This window comes from Halodurantibacterium flavum, from assembly GCF_042681825.1.
In the GTDB taxonomy this organism is placed as follows: domain Bacteria; phylum Pseudomonadota; class Alphaproteobacteria; order Rhodobacterales; family Rhodobacteraceae; genus Halodurantibacterium; species Halodurantibacterium flavum.
This window is the reverse complement of the sequence record NZ_JBHUGH010000009.1, coordinates 380,998-405,104: the sequence shown is the minus strand read 5'-3', so window position 1 is coordinate 405,104 and position 24,107 is coordinate 380,998. Positions and strand designations below refer to the sequence as shown.

The window sequence follows — 24,107 nt, the reverse complement described above, 5'->3', positions numbered from 1 at the left end:
CGTCTTTTCCGCGGCCACGGTTCACGACCCCGGCCCTGACCCTGCGGCAAACTGCAGCTTGATTGCGCAAATATTCGCGCGATATCCGGGGTATGAGCCCGATAACCGATTTACCGACCGTCCTTCTCGTTCTGCGGCGCGCGCTGCTGTTCGGCGCGTTCTGGTTCGTGCTGGCGGGGATTGCGCCCGACGCGGCGCTGGCGGCGGTTCCCGTCGTCGCGGCTGCGACCGCGCTCAGCCTGCGGTTCTTGCCGCCCCGGCCCTTTCCGCTGTTGCGGGCGCTGGGATATGCGCCGGGCTTCCTGTGGCGTTCGGTGGTGGGCGGGGTGGATGTCGCCTGGCGCGCCTTTCATCCCGCGCTGCCGCTCGATCCCGGCTGGTTGCGCCTGCCGGTCCGTCTTTCGCCCGGCGCACGGGTCGCCCTGGGGGCCGAGCTTTCGCTGATGCCCGGATCGCTGGTCGCGGGAAGCGCGGGCGGCGATCTCCTGGTCCACACGCTCGACCGGCGTCAGGACATCGCCGCCGCTGTCCGCCAAGAGGCCGCGCGCATCGCCACGCTGGATCAGGTGGCGAAATGACCGGCTGGTTCATGTTCTGCGCGACGGTGCTTCTGCTGTCGCTCGGCGGCGCGCTCTGGCGGATCTGGCAGGGGCCGGCGCCCGCCGACCGGATGATGGCGGCGCAGCTTGTGGGGACGGGGGGGACGGGGCTCGTGCTGCTGCTTGCCGCCGCGCAAGGCTGGGGCATGATCGACGTGGCGCTGGTGCTGGCGCTTCTGGCGGCATTCGCCGCCGTCGGTTTCGTCAAGGCAACCACCCACGACGGCGCCGGCGACCCGGAGGAAGAGGAATGAACGACATCCTAACGATCCTGCTGACGGGTCTTGGGCTGGTCTTTTTCCTCGCCGGAACGATGGGTCTGATCCGCTTTCCCGACAGTCACAGCCGGCTTCACGCGCTGACCAAGGCCGATAATCTGGGGCTGGGCCTGCTGGTTCTTGGCCTTGCCTTTCAGGCGGACGGGTGGATGACGCTGGGCAAGCTGGTCATCGTCTGGGTTCTGGCGCTGGTGGCCGCGGGCACGACCGCGCAGCTTGTCGCCCGTTCCGCGCTGGGGGCATCTGCGCGCGGGTTCGCCGGGCAGCACGCGCCGGGGCGGCCGGAATGACGGCCCTGTTCGATGGTCTCCTCTGCCTGATGATTGCGGGCGTGGCGCTGGCGGCGGTCGCGGGGCGCGGGGTGTTCCGGGCCGTCGTCGTCTTCATCGTCTACGGCGTCTTCGTGGCGATCGGCTGGCTGCGGCTTGGCGCGGTCGATGTGGCGATGGCCGAGGCGGCGATCGGCGCGGGTCTGACGGGGCTTTTGCTGCTGCGCGCCTACGCGGCCCTGCCGGTGGCGGAGGCCGGGCGGCGAGCGTCCTCGCCGATCCTGCCGGCGCTCGCGGGGCTGGGCGTGGCGGTTGCCCTTGGCCTCGCGTTTCTGGCGCTGCCGGAGGGCCGGGGCCTTGCGCCGATGGTTGCCGAACGCGCCGCCGGGGCGGGTGCGGAAAACCCGGTCACGGCCGTCCTTCTGGCGTTCCGCGCCTGGGACACGCTGCTGGAAAGCGTGGTGTTGCTGGCGGCGCTGTGCGGTGTTCTGGTCCTTTCGCGGGGCGGTGACTGGGCCGCGCCGCCCGGCCTGCGCCAGCACGCGCGGCCCGACGGGGTGTTGGCGAGCTTTGGGCGTATCCTGCCCCCCGTTGGCCTGATCGTCGGGGTCTATCTGGTCTGGGCAGGGACGAGCCGGCCGGGCGGCGCCTTTCAGGGCGGAACGGTTCTGGCCGCGGTGCTGCTGCTTGCCGCGATGGCCGGGGTGGTGCGGATGCCGGGCCTCGGGTCGCGCTGGCTGCGCGCGGGGCTGGTGATCGGGCCTGCGGTCTTTCTGGCGGCGGGGCTCCTGGGGATCGTCCTGTCGTTCGTGCTGCCGGGTGCGGGCTTTCTGGTCTGGCCGGGCGACTGGGCAAAGACGGTCATTCTGGGCATCGAGCTTGCGCTGACCCTTTCCATCGCGCTGGCGCTTGCCGCCCTTGTGGCCGGCCCGCCCGAGGAGGCAGGATGACAGCGACGATCTATGGACTCTGCGGCGCGACCCTGGTGGGGATCGGTCTTTTCGGGTTTCTATGGCAGCGGCATCTTTTGCAGCGGCTTCTGGCCTTCAACGTCCTGGGTTCGGGGATCTTCCTGTTCTTTGGCGCGGCGGGGGCGCGGGGCGCGGTTCTGCCCGACCCCGTGCCGCAGGCGCTGATCATCACCGGCATCGTCGTGGCGCTGTCGGCGACCGCGCTTGCGGTTGCCCTGATCGTCGCCCATGCCCGCGCCTCGGGGCGGGCGACCCTGCCCGAGGAGCAGGAATGAGCGCGCTCCTGCCGCTTTGGCCCGCCCTGCCACTGATGGCTGCGATGGCGGCCGTCCTCTGGCCGCGCGGGGGGCGGGGGCTGGCGCTTGCGGCATCGGGCGTGATGCTTGGTCTGACGGTCGCGGTCGGCGCGACGCTGACGCGGCCCGGTGCCATGGCGGTCGGGGGATGGGAGCCGCCCCTGGGCATCGCGCTGCGCCTCGACGGGCTGGCCTTTGCCTTCCTCGCGTTTTCGGCGGTGGTCATGGCGGCTGTCCTGTCCGCCGCGCCCTGGCGCGATCAGGGGCGGGAGGGCGCGCTTTTCTGGCCGCTCGCGCTTTTCCTCTGGGCGGCGCTGAACGCGATCTTTCTGTCGGCGGACCTTTTCAACCTCTATGTCGGGCTCGAACTGCTCAGCCTTGCGGCGGTGGCGCTGGTGGCCCTGTCGGGTGAGGCCAAGGCGATCACCGCCGCTCTGCGCTATCTGATGCAGGCGCTGATGGGCTCGCTTTTGTTCCTGCTGGGCGTGGCGCTGATCTATTCCGCGCATGGGGTCCTCGATCTGGGGCTGCTCGCGATGCGGGAACCTGCCGCCACCGATCCGCTGGCGCTGGGGCTGATGACGGCGGGGTTGCTGATCAAGACCGCGCTTTTCCCGTTTCACGGTTGGCTGCCCCCGGCCCATTCCGGTGCCCCGGCCCCGGCCTCGGCGATCCTCTCGGCGCTGGTGCCAAAGGCGTCCTTCTACATTCTGATGCGGCTCTGGTTCGACGGGTTCGGCGATCTGGCAAGCCCGGCAGCGATGGTGCTGCCCGGGCTCTTGGGGACGGCGGCGATATTCTACGGCGGGATCCTCGCCCTGCGGCAGGACCGGCTGAAGCTGGTCATCGCCTATTCGACCGTGGCGCAGCTGGGCTATCTGTTCCTTGCCTTTCCGCTGGCGGGGGGCGACGGGGCGGCGCAGCCCTGGGCCGCGGGCGCCTGGACGGGGGCGGTGTTTCATGCCGCATCCCACGCCTTTGCCAAGGCCGCGATGTTTCTTTGCGCGGGGCTTTGGCTGACCGCCTGCGGCCATGACCGGATCGAGGGGCTGCGCGGCATCGTCAAGGTCATGCCGGTCAGCGTCCTCGCCTTTGCGGTCGCGGCGGTCAGCCTGATCGGCCTGCCGCCCTCGGGGGGCTTTACGGCCAAGTATCTGATCGTCACCTCTTCCTTTGCCGCCGGCCAGCCCCTCTGGGCGCTGGGGCCGCTGGCGGGCGGGCTTCTGGCGGCGCTCTACCTCTATCGTCCGCTTGTGACGGCCTTCGCGCGCGAGGCGCCCAGCGGCCTGCGACCGGTTTCGCGCGGCGCGCAGGCGGTGCCGCTGGTGCTTGCCTTCTGCGCGGTCGTGCTGGGGATCGGGTCGGCGCTGCCTTTTGATCTGGTGCAGATCGGGCGCCCCGAGGCGGCGGTGGAGGGCCTGGAATGACCGCGCTTCTGCCGCTTCTGATCCTGATGACGTCCTTCGTTCCGGCAGCGATCACGTTCTTTCTGCGCGAGGATCAGCACACCCTGCGCAACGGGCTGAACCTTGGCGGGGCGCTGGCCAAGCTCGGGCTCATCACCTTCATGCTGGCCGAGGTGGCGCAGGGCGCGATCTATGAGACCCGGATCAGCTTTGCGCCCGGGCTTTACCTGTTGTTGCGGGCGGATGCGCTGTCGCTTCTGTTCCTCACGCTCTCGGCCTTTCTGTGGTTGCTGACGACCATCTATGCCATCGCCTATTTCGGCACCAAGGCGGAGTTGTCGCGCTTTTTCGGGTTCTTCAGCCTATGCGTCGCCGCGACGACCGGAATCGCGCTGGCGGGGACGCTGATCTCTTTCTTCATGTTCTACGAGCTTCTGACGCTCGCCACCTGGCCGCTTGTCGTTCACAAGCAGGACGAGAAATCGCTCGCGGCCGGGCGCAGCTACCTGAGCTATGCGCTGCCGGCCGGGGTGGTTCTGCTGGTGGCGATCCTCTGGCTCGAATCCGCGACGGGCCCGATCGAATTCGCGACGCCGCAGCCGCTGGGCGAACTGCCGGCATGGGAATTGCGGGCGATCTTTGTCCTTTTCATCGCGGGGCTGGGGGTCAAGGCGGCGCTGGTGCCGCTCCATGGCTGGTTGCCCGGCGCGATGGCGGCCCCGGCACCGGTCAGCGCGCTTCTCCATGCGGTGGCGGTGGTGAAGGCGGGGGCGTTTGGCATCGTGCGGGTGATCTATGACGTGTTCGGGATCTCGCTTGTCGCTGATCTGGGGATGGGGGTGCCGCTTGCGGCGCTTGCCTCGGTGACGATCCTCTGGGGGTCGTGGCGCGCGCTCCAGCAGACCGAGGTGAAAAAGCGGCTGGCCTTCTCGACCGTCAGCCAGGTGTCCTACATCATTCTGGGCGCGGCGCTGGCGGGGCAATATGCGGTGATCGGCGGGCTTGTTCATCTGGTCCATCAGGGGCTGATGAAGATCACGCTTTTCTTCTGCGCCGGCATCTACCAAGAACGCGCGGGCATCACCCGGATCGAGGGGTTGAACGGCGTGGGCGCGCGGATGCCCTGGACCTCTGCCGCCTTTTCGCTGGGCGCGATGGGGATGATCGGCCTGCCGCCGATGGCGGGCTTCGTGACCAAGCTTTACCTCGGCATCGGCGCGGTCGAGGCGGGGGCGCCCTGGGTCGTGGCGGTGCTCGGGGCGTCGACGCTGCTCAACGCGGCGTACTTCCTTCCGCTGCTCTACCGGATCTGGTTTCTGGACCCCGACCCCGACTTGTGCGTCGAGGGCGGGACCCACGCGCTGATCGTCCCGGCCGTGGTGACGGCGCTTGCGGCGCTTGGCGTGGGCGTCTTTGCCGGCGCGCCGTTCAGCCCGCTCGGCTGGGCCACCCTGATCGTCGAAAGGCAGTATCTGCCATGACCACGATACCTGCCATGACCATCGTTTCGGGTCCCCTTTTGCCGCTTGTGGCACTCGTCTGGCCGCTGCTCCTCGGGGCGGCGATCGCACTGCCACGCCTGCGGGGTCATGCGCTTTTGGTGCTGCCGCTGGCGCCGGTCCCGGCGCTCGCCGCGGCGCTGACGGGCCTGTCCGGCGTGACCGAGGTTCCGCCGCTTCTGCTGGGCACGGTGCTTCACGCGGGTCGGGACGGCGCGCTTCTCTTTGGCGTGACCGCCGCGATCTGGCTTGCCGCAGGCGTCGCCGGATCCCGCAGCCTGACCGGCTTGCGCCGCCCGGCGGTCTTTGCCGGCTTCTGGTGCCTGACCTTCGCGGGCAATCTGGGCGTGATGCTGGCGGCGGATGTGGCGACCTTTTACGTGGCCTTCGCGGCGGTCTCGCTGGCGGCCTATGTCCTTGTGGTGGCGAAAGGCACGGATCAGGCGCTGCGTGCGGGCCGCATCTACCTGACGCTCGCCGTTCTGGGCGAGGCGGCGCTGCTTCTGGGCTTCATGCTTGCCGTGGCCGAGGCGGGCAGCCTTGCCGTGGATGACGTGCGGCGGGTGCTGGCGGCGCAGCCGCTTGCGGCGGGGCTTCTGGCGCTCGGCTTCGCGGTCAAGGCGGGGGTGATGCCGCTCCATATCTGGCTGCCGCTGGCGCATCCGGCGGCGCCCGTTCCGGCCTCGGCGGTCTTGTCGGGGGCAATCGTCAAGGCGGGGCTGATCGGCGTGATCCTGTTCCTGCCCCACTATCCGGTGCTGACGGTGCTGGGGCTCGTGACGCTGATCGGGGGCGCCGTTCTGGGTCTGACGCAGACGCGGGTCAAGGCGATGCTCGCCTATTCCACGGTCAGCCAGATGGGCCTTGTGATGGCGCTGGCGGGGACGGGCGGGGCGACGGCCGCCACCTTTTACGCGGCGCATCACGGGCTGGCCAAGGCGGCGCTGTTCCTGTCGGTCGGACTTGTGGCTGCGGTCGCGTCGCGTGGGCGGCTGGTGGCGCTGGCGCTGGTGGGGGTTGCTGCGGCCTCGGTGGCGGGCGTGCCGCTGACGGGGGGTGCGGTGACCAAGGCTGCGGCCAAGGCGGCGCTTGGTCCGGCCGCTGAACTGGTCGTGACGCTTTCGGGTGTGACGACGACCCTGCTGCTGATGCGGGTTCTGACCGGCCTGCACGGGACGCGGGCGGGCAGTGGCGCGGGTCCGGTGCTGTGGCTGCCGGTGGCGGGGCTTGTGGGCGGGGCGCTGGCGCTGCCATGGGTGCTCGGGCCGGGCTGGTCGGGCCTGCCGGGCGATTATGCGCTGCACCTTTCCGCCATCTGGTCGGCGGGTTGGCCGGTGGGCGCGGGACTGCTGATCGCGGCGCTGGCCTGGCGGTTCGGTCTGGCCCTTCCGCGTCTGCCCGAGGGCGATCTTGCCCCGCTGGCCGAGCGTTGGGCGTTCCGCCTGCGGCAGGCGTTTTCGGCGATCCCGCCGCCCCCGCTGCCGGGATGGGATATCGCCCGTCCGTGGCAGGGCCTGATGCGGCTTGGGGCGCGGGCGGAACCGGTCCTGTCGCGCCTGCCGGTCAGCGGTGGTCTTCTGGTCGCGCTGGCCCTAGGTTTGGCCCTGCTCCTTTCGGGCTGACGCCCGACCCACCCTGCAGGAGATCCGCGATGCCCGGGCAGACACCGATCCTGACCATCACGCTCAACCCCGCGCTGGACGTCGATGCACGGTTCGACGGCGCCGTGCGTCCGGGGCCGAAGCTGCGGCTGGGCCGGCCCGGGTATGATCCGGGCGGGGGCGGGGTGAACGTGGCGCGCGCGATCCGCCGGCTGGGCGGCGAGGCCGTGGCGGCAGCGGCCCTTGGCGGGCCGACCGGCGCACGGATCGCCGACCTGATGCAGGCCGAGGGGCTGGTACCCGCAGCCCTGCCAGCCCCCGGCGAGACGCGCCAGAGCCTGACGGTGAACGAGGCTGCGACGGGCGATCAGTATCGCTTTGTCCTGCCCGGCCCGGACTGGCCCCCGCAGGCGGTGGACGATGTGCTTGCCGCGCTGTCGGCCGCGACCCCGCCCGGCGCCATCGTGGTGCTGAGCGGCAGCCAGCCGCCCGGCGTCCCGGACGATTTCGCCGCGACGCTGGCGGCGGTTCTGGCACCCGCGGGCGCGCGGCTGATCGTCGATACCTCGGGCGCGGCGCTGACGGCCCTTGCCAGCCCGTCCCGTTCCAGTGCCAGCCGCGATGCCGCGCCCGAGGTTCTGCGTATGGATGAAGCCGAGGCCGAGACGCTTGCCGGCCGCCCCTTGCCCGAGGTCGCCGACACGGCGGCCTTTGCCGGCGAACTGGTCGCGGCAGGGGTGGCGCGGGTCGTCGTGCTGGCGCGCGGCGCGAACGGGTCGGTGCTGGTCGGCGCAGGGCGGCGGCTGCACTGCATCCCCCCTGTCGTGCGGGTTCAGAGCAAGGTGGGCGCGGGGGACAGTTTCACCGGTGCCGTCGCCCTTTCACTGGCGCGGGCCGAAGGCTGGGCCGAGGCGCTGCGACAGGGCACGGCTGCGGCGGCCGCGGCGGTGATGACGCCTGCGACCGAGCTTTGCCGTCCCGGCGATGTCGTCCGCCTGGGCCCCGAATGTCGCCTTATCCCGCTGCCGGGGGATGCGGGAACATGACCTCGATCCGCAGGCCGGGATCGTTGTCGCCCAGCGACAGCTCGGCCCCGTGCCGGCCCGCGATAGCGGCCACAAGGCTCAGGCCCAGCCCGTGGCCGGGGGTATTCCGGCTCCGGTCAAGGCGATAGAGGCGCTGCACCACTCGCGCGCGTTCCTCGGGCGGGATACCCGGGCCGCGGTCTGCGACGCCCAGCGTGATGCCCCCGGCACTGACGCGGACCGAAAGCGTCACCTCGGTCCCGTCTGGCGTGTGGCGCAGCGCGTTGTCCAGAAGGTTCGAGACCATCCGCCCCACCAGCGCCCGGTCGCCCCTGATCCGCGCCGGCCCCGGCGGCAGATCCAGCAGCAGCCGGTGGCCTGTCTCGGCGGCGGCGGGTTCAAAGACCTCGGCCAGCGTGGCGGCGATCTGGCCAAGGTCGATCAGCGGCGCGGGATCGCCGCCGCCGGCGCCCTCGATCTCGGCGATGGTCAGTAGTCCCTGAAACATCCCCGCCGCGCGCTCGGCCTCGTTCAGGGCGGCCTCGGCAAGCGTGGCCGCGCTCCCCTCGGGGTGATCGTCGCGCAGGCGGTGCAGCAGGACGGCGATGCGCTGCACCGGGGTCTTGAGGTCATGGGCGATGTCGGTCGTCACCTGCCGCAGGCTTGCGGTCGCGGCCTCTTGCGCGCGGGCCATGCGATTCACCCGGTCGGCGATCAGGTCCAGATCCTCCAGGCCCGTGCGGCGGTCGGGCACACGGGCCGACAGATCGCCCGCGGCCAGCCGGTCGAGCGCCGTTTCAACCTCGCGCATCCGGCGGTCTGCCCGCCGCGCCAACGCATATCCTGACAGGAAGGCGGCAAGCGCGGTCGGCAGCAATCCCACGGCTGCAAGGATCAGGAAGGTGCGCCGCACCAGCACCAGCGGCGTCCTGGTCTCGGCCACGATCAGCAGCCCGCCCGCCATGGGCACGACGCGGCTCAGGTATCCGTCGCGCGACAGGGGCGGGCGCCCCGGCAGCGGCGACAGCAGCACGCCGTCATCCTGAACCTCGACCGCGGCATTGCCCACCCGCGGCCCGAGCGGCGAGATATAGGCAAAGATCCGGTCGCGCGCGTCGGTCGCCGCCGCATCCGCGGCCACCTGCGCGCCAAGCGCGAGGGGCAGGCGCGCGGCGGAAAAGCTTGCCACATGCTGGTCGAGATTGGCCTCGATGGCGCGGATGCGGTCGGCCCGGACCACGACATAGGCGCCGGCAAAGGTCACGATCCCGCAAAGCGTGAAGACCGCCGCCAGCATCAGCCCCAGCCGCAGGGGCGTGGACCGCCAGATCGAAAAGCTGCGGGTCGGCGCGGCCTGTGCGGGATCAGTCGTCAATGCGATAGCCCGCCCCGCGCACCGTCCGGATCAGCTCGGTCGCGAAGGGCTTGTCGACCTTGGCGCGCAAGCGGCTGATATGGGTTTCGACCACATTCGTCTGGGGGTCGAAATGCAGGTCCCAGACGCCTTCCAGCAGCATGGTCCGTGTCTGGACACGCCCCTTGCGCCGCAGGAGATGTTCCAGAAGGGCGAATTCACGCGGCAAGAGCTCGATCTCCTGCCCGGCGCGGGTGACGCGGCGGCGGATCAGGTCCATCGTGAGATCGCCCGCCTGCAGCACGGATTCGTCCTGCCGCAACGCCGGGCGCCGGGCCAGCGCATCGAGCCGGGCCGAAAGCTCACCCAGGGCGAAGGGCTTGACCAGATAGTCGTCGCCGCCCGCCCGCAACCCCTCGATCCGGTCATCCACGCCGCCCATCGCCGTCAGAAAGATAGCCGGCGTCACGACCCGCGCGGCCCGCAGCGCCTTGATCAGCGACAACCCGTCCAGCCCCGGCAGCATCCTGTCGACCACCAGCGCGTCGTATTCGCCCCGCGCGGCCTGTGCGAGCGCGTCCCGCCCGTCCGACAGGTGATCGACGCCATGGCCTTCGCGGCGCAGCCCGTCGATCACATAATCCGCGATGGTCGCGTCATCCTCGACCAGAAGTATCTGCATGACCTTGTCCGCCTCGACGTCCCGTCCTGCAAGACATCTGGTGGCAGGACCGTTACCTGACAATGGCCGCGCGATTACAGCCCTGTAACCCGGGCGCGCGTCCCTCGCATCCCTGTGACAAAGATTGCGCAACTGTAATCTGCCTGACAAGCGGACGCGAGGCGGCAATCGCATCTTTTCCTTCAGAGCTGGCAAGAGGCCAGCTGACCGACTGTCAGAAGGAATGACCGAATGTATGTCAAGCAACGTGGCAAAGGCAGGATCAGTGGAACGGCGGCGCTGCTTTTCAGCACGGCGCTGGCGGCGGCGATAGGGGGTGCGGTGCTGCCACCCTATAACGCCGCCCATGCGCAGACGGCGACCACGACGGAGGCGGCGCCCGAGGCAAATTCGGGCGCGCTGACCCAAGCCGATTTCAGCGATCTGGTGGCGCGCGTCTCGCCCGCCGTCGTGACGATCGAGGTCACGGCGCAGGTCACGCCCACCGCCGGACGGCAGCAGATGCCCCAGGGGTTCCCGTTCGAGGAATTCCAGCGCCGCTTCGGCTTTGCCTTCCCCGAGATGCCAGAGCCCCAGCCGCGTGAGATGCGCGGGCTCGGGACCGGGTTCATCATCGGCACGGACGGGCAGATCGTGACGAACGCCCATGTCGTCGCCGATGCAAGCGAGGTGCGGGTGACGCTGGAGGACGGCCGCCAGTTCACCGCCGAAGTGGTCGGGCGGGATGCGCCGACGGATCTCGCCGTGCTCCGGATCGACGCGGCCGATCTGCCCACGGTCAGCTTCGGTTCATCCGAGGCGCTGCGGGTAGGCCAGCCGGTCGTGGCGATCGGCAACCCGTTCGGGCTGGGCACGACGGTCACGACCGGGATCGTTTCCGCCCTGGGCCGGGATATCGGGTCGGGGCCGTTCGACGCCTTTATCCAGACGGACGCGGCAATCAACCGGGGCAATTCCGGCGGACCGCTCTTCAACGCGGCGGGTGAGGTCGTGGGCGTGAACACCGCGATCCTGTCGCCCACCGGCGGCTCGGTCGGGATCGGCTTTGCCGCGCCCTCGGACATGGTGGCGCAGGTCGTCGCCGATCTGGGCGCTGGCGGCAGCGTCAGCCGGGGCTGGCTGGGGGTCGAGATCGCGCCCGTGACCGAGGATATCGCGGCTGCGCTGGGGCTTGAGCCGGGGCAGGGCGCGATGCTGGGCCGGGTGCTGGAAAACAGCCCCGCGGCCGAGGCCGGGTTGCGGCGCGGTGACATCGTGACCTCGGTCGCGGGAACCGAGATCGGCAATCCGCGCGACCTCACCCGCGTTATCGCAGGTCAGGCGCCCGACACCGAGGTGACGCTGGGCCTCTTGCGCGCGGGCCAGCCGACGGAAGTCACCGTGACCCTTGGCGACCGGGCGGCGCAGGACGCGTGATTGATCGCGGGCGCTGCCCCCGGTGGCCCGATCCCTGCGGGGGTCGGGCCGTCGCCTTGCGCGGCGCTTCATTCCACCAGCGCGACGTTGCTTGAGGTGTAGTCGCGTTGCTGCGACGGGTTCCCCCGGCAGTTCATCGCGGAATTGCCGGTAAAGGTGATCCGGTGCGCCACGATCGAGGTGCAATTGGCGGCCGAGTTGCCGGAATAGCTGACGGCGGATTGCGGAAAGTAGATCGTGCCGCCAAAGACCGTGCCCGGCGTCCCGCGCAGGTCGTTCGTGCTGCTCGCGGGCTGCGCGCCGGAAAAGAGGATACCGGCCAGCGGCCCGCCGGTGGGCGCGGTGAACTGCATGTTCGCATTGCCCTGAATGCTGATATAGCCCGATCCGTTCAGCACGAAGGACACGTTGGAGGCACTGAGCTCGCTGTTCGACCGCGTGCTCAGCCGTCCGGTGATCAGGTAGATGCTGTTGGAATGGAGATTGCTTTCCTCCAGCACGAGATCGCCGAAACAGCGCACGGTCAGGCCGTTCCATTGCCCGCCACAATGGGCCTGGGTCGGGTATTGCAGGCCCTGGTAGGGGTCGGACGGCATGTTCACGATCTGGCGGACGGTCGTGCAGCCGGTGTCGAGAAGCCGGAGGTTCTGCGCGCCCTCGACCCCGCCCCGGGTATAGGCGCAGCCCTCGCGGATGGTGATCTGCGCGCCGAAGCTCAGCGAGTTCGTGGCGTTCGAGGCGACCATCAGGTCGCACCCTTCCAGATTGACCTGCGCGCTGCCGGCCACGTTGACGGCCCGGCTCGCATCGGGTGACAGGGCGAGGACGCAGGCGCTGGCCCCGTCGCCCTGCACCCGCGCCAGCGCCCGTGCGCGCACGACCATGGCGCCGTCCACAAAGAACCCTGAAAAGAGGCGGGGCATGACCCGTTCCAGCTCGACCTCGACCGACAGGCTGTCCCCGCGGGCCGATGGCGTCACGGTGGTGGTGGTGCCCGCACCGGAATGACCGCCTGCGACGGCCGTCGCCGTCGCTACCGCACGGATCGCCGTGGCGTCCGGCCCCTTGCGTCGCTCGACGGCCCCGGCATGGGCCGCAACATCGGCAAGGTGTTGCAGCTTGCGCTGGCTCATGTACCAGAGGCCCGTTTCCATCCCCAGACCCAGCGCCGCGAGGATCAGCGGAAAGAGGATCGCGGCGATGATCGCAACCGCCCCGCCTTCATGTCGGCCAAACCGCCGGGCTGTGGACACGGCGGTCATGGCAGCTTGGCGACCTGGATGATCGCCGGGGTGATGATGACTGCGAAAAGGACGGGCAGGAAGAACAGGATCATCGGCACGGTGAGCTTGGGCGGCAGGGCGGCGGCGCGCTTTTCGGCCTCGTTCATCCGCATGTCGCGGTTTTCCTGCGCCAGGACCCGCAGCGACTGACCGATGGAGGTGCCGTATTTCTCGGCCTGGATCAGGCTGGTCATGGTGGCCTTTACCCCCTCCAGTCCCGTCCGGGTGCCGAGGTTCTCATAGGCCTGGCGCCGGTTCTCCAGATAGGCAAGCTCGGCATTGGTCAGGGCGAGTTCCTCGGCCAGTTCGGGCGACTGGGCGCCGATTTCCTGCGCCACCTTGCGAAAGGCGCCCTCGATGCTCATCCCGCTTTCGACACAGATGAGCATCAGATCCAGCGCCTCGGGCCAGCCGCGCCGGATCGTGGTCTGACGCTTGCTGATCCGGTTGCGCAGAAAGATGTCGGGCGCGTAATAGCCCAGGGCCCCGAAGCCCCCGGCCATCGCCAGCCGCAGGATCGGGGGCAGGTCGAACGGGGCCACGGCAAAGAGATAGATCGCCGCCAGCAGGAACAGAACCGGGGGCGACAGCAGCCGCGCCGCGACGAAGGTCAGGACCGGGCCCTGCCCGCGATAGCCCGCCATGCGCAGTTTTTGCACAAGATCGCTGCTCTCGGCCTGCCGCGTCAGGTTGAAGCGGTCGACGATCAGCTTGAAGAGCCGCCGCGGCTCGGACTTGAGCGAGATTTCCTTGCGCGCCTTCCGTGCGGGCCGGACCGGGGCGGCCCGCCCCTCGATGGCGCGGATGCGTGCCTCAAGCCGGCTGCCGGCAAGCTGGGGCCAGAAGACGGCCAGCACCAGCGCCGCCACCGCGAGGCCTGCAAGGATCGACTGTAGCGGCAGCATTTCCATCGCACATCCTCAGAAGTCGAAGTTGATCATCTTGCGCATCACGAGCACCCCCATGAGCATCCAGAGCCCGCTCGCCACCAGAACCGCGTTCCCGGTGAAGGTCGTCGCCAGGAGCGAGATGTAATCCGGGCTGGTCAGCCACACGACAAAGGCCACGACGACCGGCAGTGCCCCGATGATCCCGCCCGATGCCTTCGCCTCGGCGCTCATCGCCTTGATCTTCTCCTGCATCTTGCGCCTTTCCCGCAGGACGCGCGCCAGATTGCCCAAGGCCTCGGACAGGCTGCCGCCGGTGCGGTACTGGATGGTGATGACGATGGCGAAGAACCGCGCTTCGGTCAGCGGCAGCCGGTCGGCCAGGCGCTGAACGGCGTCGGGCATCGGCATTCCCAGCATCTGCTCCTCGACCACGGTCCGGAACTCGGACCGGATCGGTTCGGGGGCTTCGGCGGCGATGATCTTCATGCAATCCGCAAGCGGCAGCCCCGCGCGGATGCCGCGCACGATCACGTCGATCGCCCCGGGAAAGCCTGCGGTGAACTTACGGAAACGGCTGTTGCGGCGGCGGTTCACATAGATGACGGGCAGGCGCCAGCCGCCCAGCATACCGCCCGGCAGCGCCACCACGCCCGGCAGGCCCGAAAGATAGAGCAGAAGCGCGGAAACGACCCCCGCCCCCAGCGACACGATCAGGTAGGTCTGCCGTGTCCAGTCCAGATCTGCCTGCTGCAACCGCTGGCCCAGCGTCAGGCGGCCGTTCTGCCGCGCGTGATCGCTGCGTTTTTCCTCAAGCTGCCGCAAGGATTTCTCGACCGCCAGCTGGCGGCGGCGGGCGTCCTCATCCTGTGGGCTGGCCGCGATCTCGGCACCCGATGCAGCGATACGATCGACCCGCCGCCGCAGCGCGTGTGCCTGCCGCAGCCGCGGATAAAGGATCGCCGTCATCGCGAAGCCGCCCGCCAGTGCGGCGGCCAGGGCGGTCAGAAGGGGCAGAAGGACCGCCGACATCTCAGTCCGGGGACGGCGCTTCGGAGGCCGCCAATGCCTCGGCCAGCCTGCGATCTTCGCCGTAATAGGCGGCCCGCTGCCAGAAGCCGGGGCGGCCGATGCCGGTGGACCGGTGCCGCCCGATGATGCGCCCGTCCGCGTCCTCGCCCAGGATGTCGTAGACAAAGAGATCCTGCGTGGTGATCACGTCCTCCTCCATGCCCAGGACCTCGGTGATATGGGTGATGCGGCGCGAACCGTCGCGCAGCCGCGCGGCCTGGATGATGACATCGACCGAACCGACGATAAGCTCTCGCACCGTCCGGGCGGGAAGGGTGAAGCCCCCCATGGCGATCATCGACTCGATCCGTTTCAGACATTCGCGCGGCGAGTTCGAGTGGATCGTGCCCATCGACCCGTCATGGCCGGTGTTCATCGCCTGCAGAAGGTCGAAAACCTCGGGCCCGCGCACCTCGCCCACGATGATGCGTTCGGGCCGCATCCGCAGGCAGTTCTTGACCAGTTCGCGCATGGTGATCTCACCCTCGCCCTCGAGGTTCGCGGGCCGCGTCTCCAGCCGCACGACGTGGCGCTGCTGCAGCTGCAGTTCGGCCGAATCCTCGCAGGTGATGATCCGCTCGCCATCGTCGATATAGCGGGTGAGCGTGTTGAGAAGCGTGGTCTTGCCCGAGCCCGTCCCGCCCGAGATGATGACGTTGCAGCGCACGCGCCCGATGATCTTGAGGATCTCCGCCCCCTCGGGGGTGATCGCCCCGAACCCCACAAGCTGGTCTAGCGTCAGCTTGTCCTTCTTGAACTTGCGGATGGTCAGGCTGGGGCCATCAATGGCAAGCGGCGGTGCGATGACGTTGACGCGCGATCCGTCGGGCAGGCGGGCGTCGCAGATCGGGCTGGATTCATCGACGCGGCGCCCGACCTGGCTCACGATGCGCTGGCAGACATTCAGAAGCTGCGTGTTGTCGCGGAACCGGATATCGGTTTCCTGTATCCGGCCGTTGACCTCGATGAAGATGCGGCTGCTGCCATTGACCATGATATCGGCGATATCGTCGCGGGCCAGCAGGGGTTCCAGCGGGCCGTAGCCCATGATGTCGTTGCAGATCTCGACGAAAAGCTCTTCCTGTTCGGCGACCGAGACCTGAATCTTGCGGCTGCTGATGATCTCGGACAACACGTCGCGCAGTTCCTCGCGCACCTTGTCCGGCTCCATCTGCGCGAGGTTCGCGACGTCGATCACATCGACCAATGCGCCGAAAAGCTGGGATTTGAGGGTGTAGAAACTCTCGGGGCGTTCCGACGGCTCGGCCGGGCGCGGGATTGTTGCGTGCGTGCCCGCCGAGGCTTGCGCCGGTGCCCTGACGGGTTCTGCTTGGCCGGCGGCGATCTTCTTGCCGAACATGGCGCGCTCCGCAAACTGTTAGAGGACTCACGGGGCACGATGGCCCCGTGAGGCGCGCGATCTTCGCGGTTAGCGCTCTGAGATAGCCGTACCGATTCCGGTGAACACTTCGCCCAGATTGATCGTCTGAAGACCGGCAATGATCGCGACCGAGAGAAGCGCCGCGATAAGGCCATACTCGATCGCGGTTGCGCCGGATTCGTCTTTTGCAAAGCGGGAGAGGAGTTTCATGGTCTGGCTTCCTTGTGCTGGCTGGAGAAGATCTGCCGCCTTGTTCCTGCGGCTTCTGGAACAAACGATGCGCCTGAGTCTTGATTTTCACAATTCGCCCAAATGGGTTAACCAGTTTTTCACATCTTCCCGCGCGGCCTAGTCCGTTTGGCATGGGTCCCGTCACCATGGACTAGACCATGTAGATAAAGAGATCGTGGCCCGCGCCGTGTTATACTGCCCCGAATACCGGAGATTGCCATGAAACACGCCCTTGCCGCCTTGTTCTGCGTCGTTGCGATACCAGCCCTCGCGCAGGGGGCCGGGCGGGGAATGGAGGTCGGTCTCGACATGGCGCAGGTCATGCGGGTCGAGGACCCGCTGGGAACCATTGTCATCGGCAATGCCGGATTGCTGGACGCCACGATCCTTGACGACCAGACGCTGATCCTGACGGGGCGGGCGCCGGGGGTCACGAACCTCATCCTGCTGTCGCCCGAGGGGGAGGTGCTGTCGGAACGGATGGTACGGGTCAGCGGGGGCGGGGCGGGCCTGACCACCGTGCACCGGGGCCGCAGCCGCGAAACCTATGCCTGTGGTGCGCGCTGCACGCCGGTTTTCTCGGTGGGGGATGAGGCGGGCTTTGCCAGTACCGTCGCGGGCCAGATCGGAACGGGCCAGCAGATCGGCGCCGCGCCGCCCCGCTGAACCTGGGGTCTTAACCCTGGGTCATGGTGCCGTCAGCTTGCGTTCGATGCGCAGCGAAATCGGCGTCTTGTTCAGACCCGGCACGATCAGGTCCAGCGGATAGCTGACCACGAGCGTCTGGCTGCCGCTGGCGGTCACCACCGAGACCTGAAGATCCTCGCTGCCGCCGAAACTGAACCCCTGGCGCACGGCCTCTTCGGCGGCGCTGCTGCCTTGCTGCATCAGCAGGATGCGCACCCCTTGATCGGCCGCATAGGCAAGCTCGTTGCGCAGGTTGAGCGCGCGGCCAAGTTCCACGATCCCCACGATCAGCGCCACCAGCGGGACGCAGACCAGCGCGAATTCCACCCCGGCCGCCCCGGATCCGCACCGCAGAATGCGCCGCAACAGCGTCATCATCGCACGCGCACCTCCAGCACCGAGGAAAGTGGCAGGCTGAAACCGGTCATCAGGCTGTCATAGGTCGAACTCACCTCCAGCCGGTAGGCATTGTGAAGCGCGCCGGGCGCGCAGCTGGTCGTGCAGGTGCCCGTGGAGCAGGGGCAGCGCAGCGTGACGGCAAAGCTGCGCCCCGGCGCGTCTTCGTTCATGCTGGCCAGCGCCGTCAGAACCGGACCCGTCCCGGGATCGGCCATGGCAAGCTGTGCCCCCGCGCGCAGCAACTGGTCGATCGCCATTTTCTCGCCCACCGCCATGCCGAGATCCACCATGACCAGCATGAGGCCCATCAGCACCGGCGCCACCAGCGCGAACTCGATGGCCGAAGCGCCGGAGGTGCAGGAGAGAAAGCGCCGCGTGCCCATGGTCAGCCCACGGGCAGCAGCCGCGCCACAAGCCGTCCCAGACCCTGGCGCGGCGCAGGCTGGCTGCGCATCTGCGCGCCGCAGAGGCTGGTCGCCAGCGGCAAAAGCGCCTCGCGCAGGCGGCGGTCGGCGATCTTGCAGGTTTCGCCCGGCAGGCTGCGCGGATTGAACCCGAGCCTTGCGGAAAGCGGTTTGCCGAGCGCCTCGGCAAAGCGGGCAGGGGCAATCTGTTCCTGTTGCGGCAGGCCGATCTGGTTCAGCACGATATGCGGCGGCTCGTCATCGGGCCGCAGCGCCGCAAGCTGCGCCAGCAGCAGCCGGGCATTGCGCAGCGAGGTGAGGTCCGGCGTGGCCACCAGCAGCACCGCATCCGCCAGCCCGACGGCGGATCGCGTCAGCCCGTCCCAGCCGCGCGGAAGGTCCAGCAGCGTCATGGGAAAGTAGCGCCGGCAGGTCGCGGCGAACGCCGGCATGAGCGAGGCGAGCGTCGCCGTCCCGATCTCCAGGTCCGGGTGACCGGAGAGCACCGCAAGGCGCGGATGCGGCCGTGCCGCAAGCCGGTCAAAGAGCGCCTGATCCAGCCGCTCGGCGTTCTTCATCGCCTCGACGGTCGCGTTCTGCTGCCCCTCGACCCCGAGCGCGAGGCCGAGGCTCCCGCCCGCCGTATCGAGATCGGCGAGCAGGGTTTCCAGCGTCAGATCCTCGGCGATCAGGCCCGCAAGGGTTTGCGTGACGCTCGATGCGCCCGCGCCGCCGCGTACCCCCAGACAGGCGACGATCCGTCCCTGGCGGCCCGCGCCGTCGGTCGGCAAGGCCCGCCCGCAGGCCAGTGCGAGGTCGGGCACCGTGACGGGCAGGGCCAGGTAATCGCTGACACCGTGGGCCACAAAGGCGCGAAACACGCCGACCTCATTGGCGGCGCCCAGAACGATCACCCGTGTATGGGGCAGGCAATGTTCGGCCAGACGCTCAAGGTCCGCAAGAAAACCCTCATCCGCCTGCGGGGCCTCAAGGATCAGCAGGTCGGGCGAGCGGGCAGCCGCACAAGACCGGATCGCGGCCTCGATCCCGCCGGGGTGCACCTCGATCGTCGTGCTGGCAAACCGGCGGTCCACCCGCGCGCGGTCCAGAAACGCACCCGTTTCGGGGGTCGCCCAATAGGCGGTGATATCGGCGCGGGGAAGATGGATCGTCTCGATGGGCCTGCCCATGGTCACGTGCCTCCGCCTGCGATCCTGCTCGTGAGGTATTCGCTCTGGCCCGAGCGGATCAGAAGGATCTGACGGTCCTTCGGTGGGGCTGCGACCGGTTCCGGCTGTGTTTCGTCCTGCGGTTCGTCGGGTTCGACCTGTGCCAGTCCGCTGTCGCTTGCCGCCCTGAGCGCGAGCGAGAGCGCCCCCGAAAGCTCTGCCGCAGCGATGATTTCCGCCTGCTGCGGCGTCAGTTCAAGCGTCGCGGTCTTGCCGAGCGCCGTGGGCGACTGGGAACCGTCCTCGGGGACGGCCTGATCGATGGCAAGGACGCGGACATTGCGCAGGATCGTGCGGCTGACCGCGCCGCCCGACGATCCGTCGGGGCCGGCGCGCGAGACCGAATGGATCACGTCCACATGGTCGTCCGGCAGGATGAAGCCGCCCGCCGTGTTTTCGGCCGAGATCCGCACCGCGACGGCCCGCCGCCCCGATGGCAGGATCGCGGCGAGAAAGCCGCTGCCGGGACCGGCGAGCTTGTCCATCCGGATCGGCTCGCCCGCGACGAAAGAGGATCGCGCCACATGACCCTGCAATGCGGCCGATGCGTCGGGCGCGCTGTCGCGGGTCATCACGCCGGTGGGCAGCGCCTCGACCGGCCAGCTTTGCCAGCGGGTCAGGGACGCGTCCAGCGGCTGCCCCGGGCCGATCTGCGCGGCGGCCACCAGCACCTCGGCCTGCGGCGGCGGTTCGGGCACAAGTGCCTCGGCCATCGCCACGGGTTCCCGCTGGCTCAGCCAGAAGGCGGCAAGGCCGCAGATCAGCGCGGCACAGAGGATAAGCGAACGATGCATCCGGCCCTCCCTGTCATCAGATCAACCAGCCAGCGGCCCAGGCTCCCTGCGGGAAGTGCCAGAGCGCGGCGGGCACCAGCGCCGCCCCATAGGGCAACTGGTTGCTTTGCCACAGCCAGCGCGGCAGAAAGCCCGCCCCGGCCACGGACATGGGGCGCAGGCAGATGACACCGAATGCCAGCACCCCCCCGAGAACCGCAGTCGTTACCAGAAACGGCAGCAGCGCCGCCGGCCCGAGCCAGAGCGCGATCGCTGCGGCGAGCTTGGCATCCCCGCCGCCGAACCATCCCCGCGCGAACCCCACGATCCCCGCCACAAGGACGGCACCTGCCGCAGCCATGGCCGCGGCCACGTCACCCCAACTGCCCAGATGCCATGGCAAGAGGACAAGATAGCCGGCCACAAGGCCTAGAACGATCCGGTTGGGAATCCGCAGCCGCCACAGATCCGATGCGGCGGCAAGCCCCGTCAGGGTTGCGAACACGACAAAGGACAGGGTGGCTGGGTCCGGCATGGCGCACCTCAAAGGTTTGGTAACCAATTCTGCCCGAAGGAGCCGCGCGCAGCCATTCGTCCGGACGGTCTAGTCCATCCGTCAGAAGCTGCGCATCAGCTCGATATTGTTCTGGATGGTCAGGTTCCCTGGCTGAAGCTCTGCCGCGCGCTGAAAGTTCTGCGCGGCCCGCCGCGTGTCGCCACGCAGCAGATAGGAATAGCCCACATTGTTGAAATACTCGGCCCGTGTTCCCACCACGACCGCCGCCTGCCGATAGGCCTGATCGGCCAGATCAAAGCGCCGCAACCGGTCGTAAGAGGCCGCAAGCCCCAGCCATGCCGCGCCATCGCCGGGCGCCCGCGTGACGGCCTGTTCGTAATAGCGCGCGGCCTCGCCCCATTCGCCGGCCAGAAACCGCTGCCGGGCCACAGGCAGGGCCTGTTCCGGCGCGACCGGCGGAACCGACGCGGGCAGCCTGCCCTGCGCAAGCGGCGCGGAACCGGAAAGACCGCCGGCGCATCCGCTCAGGACCAGTATCAACAGCGCCCCCGCCGAAGCCCGGCGGAACGGATTGCGGATGGTCATGAAAACTCCTCCCTCGTCGGGACCATATCGCCCGGTCCTGTGGGTTCTGTCGAGCCTCCCCCCTCCGAAAGATTGTCGATGCCCCCTTATGGTGGCTTGTCCGTCGTGGCGGCAGGGCCTAGCGTCGGGATCGTAGTTTCACAGTTTCGGGTCAGCGCGGTGCCGCATTTCGCCAGGTCGCATCCTTTCTTTCGGCTCGCCATGGCGGGTCTCCTGTTCCTTGCGCTATGTGCATGGCTTCCGGCGATGGCCAGTGCGCAATCGCGGCATGTGAACTTTACCGACGGGCGCGCCGCGGGCGAGATTGCGGTGCCCTTCGGGCAATCCGTCACGGTGACCACGTCCGAGGTGATCGAGCGGGTGGTGGTCGGCAACCCGGTGGTCGCGGATGCGGTGCCGCTGAGCGACAGTTCTCTGGCGGTTACGGGATATGAGATCGGGCGCACGACGCTGACCCTCTTTGCGCCCGGCGGCGGGCGGATCGGCGTCCTGACGGTCGAGGTAAGCCCGGACGTCGGCGATCTGTCCGCGACGCTGCGACAGGCGATCCCGGGATCGCAGATCAGCGTCAGCAGCGTGAACGGGCGTCTGCAACTGAACGGAACGGTGCCGGATGCGGTGGCGCTCTCGACCGCGCTGGATCTCGCGCGGCAGTACAGCCCTGATCCGGTGGTCAACGCGCTTCGGGTGACGGGTGGGCAGCAGGTCCTGCTGGAGGTGCGTTTCGTCGAGGCGACGCGGAACACGGGCCGCGAACTGGGGGTCAGCTGGTTCGGGCAGGGCAGCCGCAGCGCGTTTCGTACCGGCTACGGAACGGGCGTGGGCAGTGCGCTGCCATCGAACAACCAACCCTTCGGCTCGGTTCTGACGCGCATCCTGGACGGAGGCGTCAGCGCGGACTTGCTGATCCAGACGCTGGAGGCAAACGGCCTCGCCCGCCGCCTGGCGGAACCGAACCTCGTCGCCCTGTCGGGAGAACAGGCCAGTTTCCTCGCCGGCGGGGAAATCCCCGTGCCGGTGGCGGAATCGGACGGGCAGGTCACGGTCAGCTACAAGGAATACGGTGTCCGGCTCAATTTCGTGCCGACGGTTCTGGCTGACGGGATGATCAACCTGCGGCTGGAGCCGGAGGTGAGCCAGATCGACACGACCACCACCATCCGCACCGGCACGATCACCATTCCCGCCTTCAGCACACGGCGTGTCAGCACCGTGGTCGAGCTGAGGGACGGTCAGAGCTTTGCGATTGCGGGACTCTTGCAGAACACCAACAACAGCACGCAGGCGCAGGTGCCGTTCCTGGGGCAGGTGCCGGTGCTTGGCGCGCTCTTCCGGTCTTCGTCCTACCAGCGGCAGGAAACCGACCTCGTGGTGATCGTGACGCCCCGCCTTGCCCAGCCCGCGGGCGGGAATACCCGTCTTTCGACCCCGTTGGACAACAGCCGCGCGGCCACGGATATGGAGTTCTTTCTGCTCGGCCAGACCGAGGTGTCGCAGGACCGGTTGCGCGCCTATGCCGAGGGGCAGGGGATCATCGGGCCGTTCGGGCATATCCTGGACATCGCGCCATGAGGACGGCGATCGCTGCGATCCTGCTGTTGGCTGGATGTGCGCCCTATACCGGCGACAGGATCAGCCCCGGTGCGGGCGTGGCGATCCAGCGTAATATCGCGGTGCAGACGGGCGCCTGCAGGCCGGGTGCCCCCTGTCCGCGGCCTGCGGCGGACGGGGCGCGGCTGGAAACGGTCATCGACCGCTATCGCAACCCCGCTTCGCCCGCCTCACCCGGCACGCCCTGACCCTCAGGACCCGATCGCGGCAAGATCGGGTTCCGGGCGCAGCATCAGCAGGTCATGCCCTGCCACCGCGGCCGCCGCACGGTTCCGGACCTTGAGGTTGCGGAACAGCGCCGCCAGGTGGATCTTTACCGTGCCTTCGCCCAGTTCGAGCGTGCGGGCGATTTCCTTGTTCGATTGTCCCTGAACCAGAAGCTCCAGCACATCCCATTGACGCGGCGTCAGGATGGTTGGCTGCGGAATGTCGATCCTGGGCTCGCGGCGTCGGTCCGCGCCTTCGGGCGGCAGCGCCGCCGCGTGAATCGCGACCGACGAGGGCACGAAGATCAGCCCTTCAAGCACAAGGCGCAGCGCATTCGTGAGCTGTTCCACGCTGTAGGATTTCGGCAGGAAACCGTGCACGCCCGCCTGCAACGCGTCGATCACGTCCTGTCGCCGCCGGGACGAGGAAATGACCGCCACCCGCAGCTGCGGCACCATCTCGCGCACGGCCCCAAGGCTTGAGGGGCTGCGCATCCCGGGCATCGCAAGGTCAAGAACGGCGAACTGGGGTGGGTCGTCGGCCCCCAGAACCTCGATCGCCTCATCGAGCGAGCCGACCTCGATCACTTCGGCCGCATTCAGCCGCTCGATAAGGATCGTGCGCATCGCGAACCGAAAGAGATGATCGTCATGTGCCAGAAGGACTCGCAGCGGGCCTGAAATCGGGTGGGCGTCCGGAAAGTCGATCATCTTGTTCTCCTGCTTCACAGGACACCTTAAGTCTTGGGATTGCATATAAAAAGACACCCAAAAGGGTGCCTTGGCTCCCTTTTTGGACACAGTTGTGATGCGTTGGGCTGGAACGTCGCGACCTGCATGACGTTGGGGTTGCAAGCATCGGCACAGATCATCGAAAGGAGGAACCGATGGCAAAGGCGAACAGCAAGCATCACGGGATCGGCACGCATGGCAAGGGCGACGGCACCGGCGCCCTGTCCGAGGCCGATATCAGCAAGATCCCCGCCAATTCGGTCCTGTCCAACCGGGACAAGGCGCAGCATACGCCGGATCGCGGCCTCGACGGGCGAAATGTCCAGACCGAGCAGTATCACGACCACACCGCCAACCGCCGCGAAAGCTGAGACGGCAAGGCCGAGGCCCGGTTCTTCCGGGCGTCGGCCCCCGTAAAGTCGGCCCCCGCAAAAAGGAATGATGCATGACCCAATCCCGACGCACCCGCGACCATGAGGTGATCCGTTCCTGGGCGGAGGAGCGTGACGGCCACCCCGCGAAGGTCGAGACCGAGGGCGATGGCGGTATCCTCCGGATCGACTTCAACGAACCCGAGGACCGCCTGACCGCCATCACCTGGGAAGAATTCTTTGCGATCTTCGACGAGAACGATCTGGAGTTTCTTTATCAGGATGAAACGGCGGATGGTGGCACCAGCCGGTTCAACAAGTTCGTCGCGGCCTCCTGAGATCGC

At 68.4% G+C, this 24,107-nt stretch carries 29 protein-coding genes; 15 read left to right on the top strand and 14 right to left on the bottom strand.

Annotated elements, in window-relative coordinates; translation table 11 throughout:
* Positions 1-92 precede the first annotated feature (92 nt).
* From ACFSGJ_RS12635 to ACFSGJ_RS12595, 9 genes are read left to right on the top strand one after another with little or no spacing between them, the layout of a single operon-like run.
* A complete protein-coding gene (locus tag ACFSGJ_RS12635) occupies positions 93-578 on the top strand; it encodes a Na+/H+ antiporter subunit E (RefSeq protein ID WP_390262276.1) in 486 nt (161 codons plus the stop codon).
* On the top strand, positions 575-853 hold the full coding sequence (locus ACFSGJ_RS12630; protein ID WP_390262273.1) for an MrpF/PhaF family protein: 279 nt from the start codon (positions 575-577) through the stop codon (positions 851-853). Before ACFSGJ_RS12635 ends, ACFSGJ_RS12630 begins: the two co-directional genes overlap by 4 nt.
* Positions 850-1,167, top strand: a complete 318-nt coding sequence (locus tag ACFSGJ_RS12625) for a monovalent cation/H(+) antiporter subunit G (RefSeq protein ID WP_390262270.1) — start codon at positions 850-852, stop codon at positions 1,165-1,167. Before ACFSGJ_RS12630 ends, ACFSGJ_RS12625 begins: the two co-directional genes overlap by 4 nt.
* Positions 1,164-2,096 (top strand): hydrogenase subunit MbhD domain-containing protein, encoded by a 933-nt coding sequence (locus ACFSGJ_RS12620; RefSeq protein ID WP_390262268.1) that lies wholly within the window; start codon positions 1,164-1,166, stop codon positions 2,094-2,096. The genes ACFSGJ_RS12625 and ACFSGJ_RS12620 overlap by 4 nt, the downstream gene beginning before the upstream one ends.
* Positions 2,093-2,392, top strand: coding sequence for an NADH-quinone oxidoreductase subunit K (locus tag ACFSGJ_RS12615; protein ID WP_390262265.1), 300 nt, complete (start codon positions 2,093-2,095; stop codon positions 2,390-2,392). Before ACFSGJ_RS12620 ends, ACFSGJ_RS12615 begins: the two co-directional genes overlap by 4 nt.
* A complete protein-coding gene (locus ACFSGJ_RS12610) occupies positions 2,389-3,840 on the top strand; it encodes a complex I subunit 5 family protein (RefSeq protein WP_390262262.1) in 1,452 nt (483 codons plus the stop codon). Before ACFSGJ_RS12615 ends, ACFSGJ_RS12610 begins: the two co-directional genes overlap by 4 nt.
* Positions 3,837-5,300, top strand: coding sequence for a complex I subunit 5 family protein (locus tag ACFSGJ_RS12605; protein WP_390262260.1), 1,464 nt, complete (start codon positions 3,837-3,839; stop codon positions 5,298-5,300). The genes ACFSGJ_RS12610 and ACFSGJ_RS12605 overlap by 4 nt, the downstream gene beginning before the upstream one ends.
* Positions 5,297-6,940, top strand: coding sequence for a complex I subunit 5 family protein (locus ACFSGJ_RS12600; RefSeq protein WP_390262257.1), 1,644 nt, complete (start codon positions 5,297-5,299; stop codon positions 6,938-6,940). Before ACFSGJ_RS12605 ends, ACFSGJ_RS12600 begins: the two co-directional genes overlap by 4 nt.
* A gap of 29 nt (positions 6,941-6,969) precedes the next feature.
* Entirely contained in the window at positions 6,970-7,965 is a 996-nt protein-coding gene (locus ACFSGJ_RS12595; RefSeq protein ID WP_390262255.1) for a 1-phosphofructokinase family hexose kinase, read from the top strand.
* On the opposite strand, the gene ACFSGJ_RS12590 is transcribed toward ACFSGJ_RS12595, so the two are convergent.
* Both ACFSGJ_RS12590 and ACFSGJ_RS12585 read right to left on the bottom strand, forming a co-directional pair.
* Positions 7,934-9,319 (bottom strand): sensor histidine kinase, encoded by a 1,386-nt coding sequence (locus ACFSGJ_RS12590; protein ID WP_390262252.1) that lies wholly within the window; start codon positions 9,317-9,319, stop codon positions 7,934-7,936. The genes ACFSGJ_RS12595 and ACFSGJ_RS12590 overlap by 32 nt on opposite strands.
* Positions 9,309-9,980 carry a winged helix-turn-helix domain-containing protein gene (locus ACFSGJ_RS12585; RefSeq protein ID WP_390262250.1) on the bottom strand — a complete coding sequence of 224 codons (672 nt, stop codon included), beginning with the start codon at positions 9,978-9,980 and terminating at the stop codon, positions 9,309-9,311. Before ACFSGJ_RS12585 ends, ACFSGJ_RS12590 begins: the two co-directional genes overlap by 11 nt.
* 231 nt (positions 9,981-10,211) lie before the next feature.
* Between ACFSGJ_RS12585 and ACFSGJ_RS12580 the strand changes: the two genes are divergently transcribed.
* On the top strand, positions 10,212-11,396 hold the full coding sequence (locus ACFSGJ_RS12580) for a Do family serine endopeptidase (protein WP_390262247.1): 1,185 nt from the start codon (positions 10,212-10,214) through the stop codon (positions 11,394-11,396).
* Positions 11,397-11,464: 68 nt separating this feature from the next.
* On the opposite strand, the gene ACFSGJ_RS12575 is transcribed toward ACFSGJ_RS12580, so the two are convergent.
* The 5 genes from ACFSGJ_RS12575 to ACFSGJ_RS12555 form a co-directional block, all read right to left on the bottom strand.
* Positions 11,465-12,658 (bottom strand): TadE/TadG family type IV pilus assembly protein, encoded by a 1,194-nt coding sequence (locus ACFSGJ_RS12575; protein WP_390262244.1) that lies wholly within the window; start codon positions 12,656-12,658, stop codon positions 11,465-11,467.
* Positions 12,655-13,590, bottom strand: coding sequence for a type II secretion system F family protein (locus tag ACFSGJ_RS12570; protein ID WP_390262241.1), 936 nt, complete (start codon positions 13,588-13,590; stop codon positions 12,655-12,657). The genes ACFSGJ_RS12575 and ACFSGJ_RS12570 overlap by 4 nt, the downstream gene beginning before the upstream one ends.
* 9 nt (positions 13,591-13,599) lie before the next feature.
* On the bottom strand, positions 13,600-14,598 hold the full coding sequence (locus tag ACFSGJ_RS12565) for a type II secretion system F family protein (protein WP_390262239.1): 999 nt from the start codon (positions 14,596-14,598) through the stop codon (positions 13,600-13,602).
* 1 nt (position 14,599) lies between these two features.
* A complete protein-coding gene (locus ACFSGJ_RS12560; RefSeq protein ID WP_390262236.1) occupies positions 14,600-15,997 on the bottom strand; it encodes a CpaF family protein in 1,398 nt (465 codons plus the stop codon).
* 69 nt (positions 15,998-16,066) lie between these two features.
* Entirely contained in the window at positions 16,067-16,228 is a 162-nt protein-coding gene (locus tag ACFSGJ_RS12555) for a Flp family type IVb pilin (protein ID WP_390262234.1), read from the bottom strand.
* 240 nt (positions 16,229-16,468) lie between these two features.
* Here ACFSGJ_RS12555 and ACFSGJ_RS12550 point away from each other — a divergent pair, with 240 nt between their 5' ends.
* Entirely contained in the window at positions 16,469-16,915 is a 447-nt protein-coding gene (locus ACFSGJ_RS12550) for a pilus assembly protein N-terminal domain-containing protein (RefSeq protein ID WP_390262231.1), read from the top strand.
* 21 nt (positions 16,916-16,936) lie between these two features.
* On the opposite strand, the gene ACFSGJ_RS12545 is transcribed toward ACFSGJ_RS12550, so the two are convergent.
* The 6 genes from ACFSGJ_RS12545 to ACFSGJ_RS12520 all read right to left on the bottom strand — a co-directional run bounded on the left by ACFSGJ_RS12545 (position 16,937) and on the right by ACFSGJ_RS12520 (position 20,843).
* Positions 16,937-17,314: a TadE/TadG family type IV pilus assembly protein gene (locus ACFSGJ_RS12545; protein ID WP_390262228.1), complete on the bottom strand. Its 378-nt coding sequence runs from the start codon at positions 17,312-17,314 to the stop codon at positions 16,937-16,939.
* Positions 17,311-17,718, bottom strand: a complete 408-nt coding sequence (locus tag ACFSGJ_RS12540) for a TadE/TadG family type IV pilus assembly protein (protein ID WP_390262226.1) — start codon at positions 17,716-17,718, stop codon at positions 17,311-17,313. The genes ACFSGJ_RS12545 and ACFSGJ_RS12540 overlap by 4 nt, the downstream gene beginning before the upstream one ends.
* Positions 17,719-17,720: 2 nt before the next feature.
* Complete coding sequence (locus tag ACFSGJ_RS12535) at positions 17,721-18,929, bottom strand: AAA family ATPase (RefSeq protein ID WP_390262223.1); 1,209 nt, start codon at positions 18,927-18,929, stop codon at positions 17,721-17,723.
* Between the two features lie 2 nt (positions 18,930-18,931).
* Positions 18,932-19,762: a Flp pilus assembly protein CpaB gene (cpaB, locus tag ACFSGJ_RS12530; protein WP_390262220.1), complete on the bottom strand. Its 831-nt coding sequence runs from the start codon at positions 19,760-19,762 to the stop codon at positions 18,932-18,934.
* A gap of 16 nt (positions 19,763-19,778) precedes the next feature.
* Positions 19,779-20,276 carry an A24 family peptidase gene (locus ACFSGJ_RS12525; RefSeq protein WP_390262217.1) on the bottom strand — a complete coding sequence of 166 codons (498 nt, stop codon included), beginning with the start codon at positions 20,274-20,276 and terminating at the stop codon, positions 19,779-19,781.
* A gap of 81 nt (positions 20,277-20,357) precedes the next feature.
* Positions 20,358-20,843 carry a tetratricopeptide repeat protein gene (locus tag ACFSGJ_RS12520; RefSeq protein WP_390262214.1) on the bottom strand — a complete coding sequence of 162 codons (486 nt, stop codon included), beginning with the start codon at positions 20,841-20,843 and terminating at the stop codon, positions 20,358-20,360.
* A gap of 246 nt (positions 20,844-21,089) precedes the next feature.
* Here ACFSGJ_RS12520 and ACFSGJ_RS12515 point away from each other — a divergent pair, with 246 nt between their 5' ends.
* Positions 21,090-22,415, top strand: coding sequence for a type II and III secretion system protein family protein (locus ACFSGJ_RS12515; protein ID WP_390262211.1), 1,326 nt, complete (start codon positions 21,090-21,092; stop codon positions 22,413-22,415).
* Positions 22,412-22,642, top strand: a complete 231-nt coding sequence (locus ACFSGJ_RS12510) for a hypothetical protein (protein WP_390262208.1) — start codon at positions 22,412-22,414, stop codon at positions 22,640-22,642. Before ACFSGJ_RS12515 ends, ACFSGJ_RS12510 begins: the two co-directional genes overlap by 4 nt.
* A gap of 3 nt (positions 22,643-22,645) precedes the next feature.
* Here the strand turns inward: ACFSGJ_RS12510 and ACFSGJ_RS12505 are convergent, their stop codons facing one another.
* Positions 22,646-23,371 carry a LuxR C-terminal-related transcriptional regulator gene (locus ACFSGJ_RS12505; RefSeq protein ID WP_390262205.1) on the bottom strand — a complete coding sequence of 242 codons (726 nt, stop codon included), beginning with the start codon at positions 23,369-23,371 and terminating at the stop codon, positions 22,646-22,648.
* A gap of 176 nt (positions 23,372-23,547) precedes the next feature.
* Between ACFSGJ_RS12505 and ACFSGJ_RS12500 the strand changes: the two genes are divergently transcribed.
* Both ACFSGJ_RS12500 and ACFSGJ_RS12495 read left to right on the top strand, forming a co-directional pair.
* Complete coding sequence (locus ACFSGJ_RS12500; protein ID WP_390262202.1) at positions 23,548-23,763, top strand: hypothetical protein; 216 nt, start codon at positions 23,548-23,550, stop codon at positions 23,761-23,763.
* Positions 23,764-23,837: 74 nt separating this feature from the next.
* Entirely contained in the window at positions 23,838-24,101 is a 264-nt protein-coding gene (locus tag ACFSGJ_RS12495; protein WP_390262200.1) for a hypothetical protein, read from the top strand.
* Positions 24,102-24,107: the final 6 nt, after the last annotated feature.

What these genes read in the sequence shown, in the direction of transcription:
- ACFSGJ_RS12555 (WP_390262234.1), bottom strand. Translation starts at nt 16,228, where the DNA reads ATGAAACTCCTCTCCCGCTTTGCAAAAGACGAATCCGGCGCAACCGCG.
- ACFSGJ_RS12505 (WP_390262205.1), bottom strand. Translation starts at nt 23,371, where the DNA reads ATGATCGACTTTCCGGACGCCCACCCGATTTCAGGCCCGCTGCGAGTC.
- ACFSGJ_RS12620 (WP_390262268.1), top strand. Translation starts at nt 1,164, where the DNA reads ATGACGGCCCTGTTCGATGGTCTCCTCTGCCTGATGATTGCGGGCGTG.
- ACFSGJ_RS12600 (WP_390262257.1), top strand. Translation starts at nt 5,297, where the DNA reads ATGACCACGATACCTGCCATGACCATCGTTTCGGGTCCCCTTTTGCCG.
- ACFSGJ_RS12615 (WP_390262265.1), top strand. Translation starts at nt 2,093, where the DNA reads ATGACAGCGACGATCTATGGACTCTGCGGCGCGACCCTGGTGGGGATC.
- ACFSGJ_RS12545 (WP_390262228.1), bottom strand. Translation starts at nt 17,314, where the DNA reads ATGATGACGCTGTTGCGGCGCATTCTGCGGTGCGGATCCGGGGCGGCC.
- ACFSGJ_RS12500 (WP_390262202.1), top strand. Translation starts at nt 23,548, where the DNA reads ATGGCAAAGGCGAACAGCAAGCATCACGGGATCGGCACGCATGGCAAG.
- ACFSGJ_RS12610 (WP_390262262.1), top strand. Translation starts at nt 2,389, where the DNA reads ATGAGCGCGCTCCTGCCGCTTTGGCCCGCCCTGCCACTGATGGCTGCG.
- ACFSGJ_RS12595 (WP_390262255.1), top strand. Translation starts at nt 6,970, where the DNA reads ATGCCCGGGCAGACACCGATCCTGACCATCACGCTCAACCCCGCGCTG.
- ACFSGJ_RS12570 (WP_390262241.1), bottom strand. Translation starts at nt 13,590, where the DNA reads ATGGAAATGCTGCCGCTACAGTCGATCCTTGCAGGCCTCGCGGTGGCG.
- ACFSGJ_RS12535 (WP_390262223.1), bottom strand. Translation starts at nt 18,929, where the DNA reads ATGGGCAGGCCCATCGAGACGATCCATCTTCCCCGCGCCGATATCACC.
- ACFSGJ_RS12635 (WP_390262276.1), top strand. Translation starts at nt 93, where the DNA reads ATGAGCCCGATAACCGATTTACCGACCGTCCTTCTCGTTCTGCGGCGC.
- ACFSGJ_RS12540 (WP_390262226.1), bottom strand. Translation starts at nt 17,718, where the DNA reads ATGGGCACGCGGCGCTTTCTCTCCTGCACCTCCGGCGCTTCGGCCATC.
- ACFSGJ_RS12580 (WP_390262247.1), top strand. Translation starts at nt 10,212, where the DNA reads ATGTATGTCAAGCAACGTGGCAAAGGCAGGATCAGTGGAACGGCGGCG.
- ACFSGJ_RS12560 (WP_390262236.1), bottom strand. Translation starts at nt 15,997, where the DNA reads ATGTTCGGCAAGAAGATCGCCGCCGGCCAAGCAGAACCCGTCAGGGCA.
- ACFSGJ_RS12585 (WP_390262250.1), bottom strand. Translation starts at nt 9,980, where the DNA reads ATGCAGATACTTCTGGTCGAGGATGACGCGACCATCGCGGATTATGTG.
- cpaB (WP_390262220.1), bottom strand. Translation starts at nt 19,762, where the DNA reads ATGCATCGTTCGCTTATCCTCTGTGCCGCGCTGATCTGCGGCCTTGCC.
- ACFSGJ_RS12515 (WP_390262211.1), top strand. Translation starts at nt 21,090, where the DNA reads ATGGCCAGTGCGCAATCGCGGCATGTGAACTTTACCGACGGGCGCGCC.
- ACFSGJ_RS12525 (WP_390262217.1), bottom strand. Translation starts at nt 20,276, where the DNA reads ATGCCGGACCCAGCCACCCTGTCCTTTGTCGTGTTCGCAACCCTGACG.
- ACFSGJ_RS12520 (WP_390262214.1), bottom strand. Translation starts at nt 20,843, where the DNA reads ATGACCATCCGCAATCCGTTCCGCCGGGCTTCGGCGGGGGCGCTGTTG.
- ACFSGJ_RS12495 (WP_390262200.1), top strand. Translation starts at nt 23,838, where the DNA reads ATGACCCAATCCCGACGCACCCGCGACCATGAGGTGATCCGTTCCTGG.
- ACFSGJ_RS12605 (WP_390262260.1), top strand. Translation starts at nt 3,837, where the DNA reads ATGACCGCGCTTCTGCCGCTTCTGATCCTGATGACGTCCTTCGTTCCG.
- ACFSGJ_RS12630 (WP_390262273.1), top strand. Translation starts at nt 575, where the DNA reads ATGACCGGCTGGTTCATGTTCTGCGCGACGGTGCTTCTGCTGTCGCTC.
- ACFSGJ_RS12510 (WP_390262208.1), top strand. Translation starts at nt 22,412, where the DNA reads ATGAGGACGGCGATCGCTGCGATCCTGCTGTTGGCTGGATGTGCGCCC.
- ACFSGJ_RS12550 (WP_390262231.1), top strand. Translation starts at nt 16,469, where the DNA reads ATGAAACACGCCCTTGCCGCCTTGTTCTGCGTCGTTGCGATACCAGCC.
- ACFSGJ_RS12575 (WP_390262244.1), bottom strand. Translation starts at nt 12,658, where the DNA reads ATGACCGCCGTGTCCACAGCCCGGCGGTTTGGCCGACATGAAGGCGGG.
- ACFSGJ_RS12565 (WP_390262239.1), bottom strand. Translation starts at nt 14,598, where the DNA reads ATGTCGGCGGTCCTTCTGCCCCTTCTGACCGCCCTGGCCGCCGCACTG.
- ACFSGJ_RS12625 (WP_390262270.1), top strand. Translation starts at nt 850, where the DNA reads ATGAACGACATCCTAACGATCCTGCTGACGGGTCTTGGGCTGGTCTTT.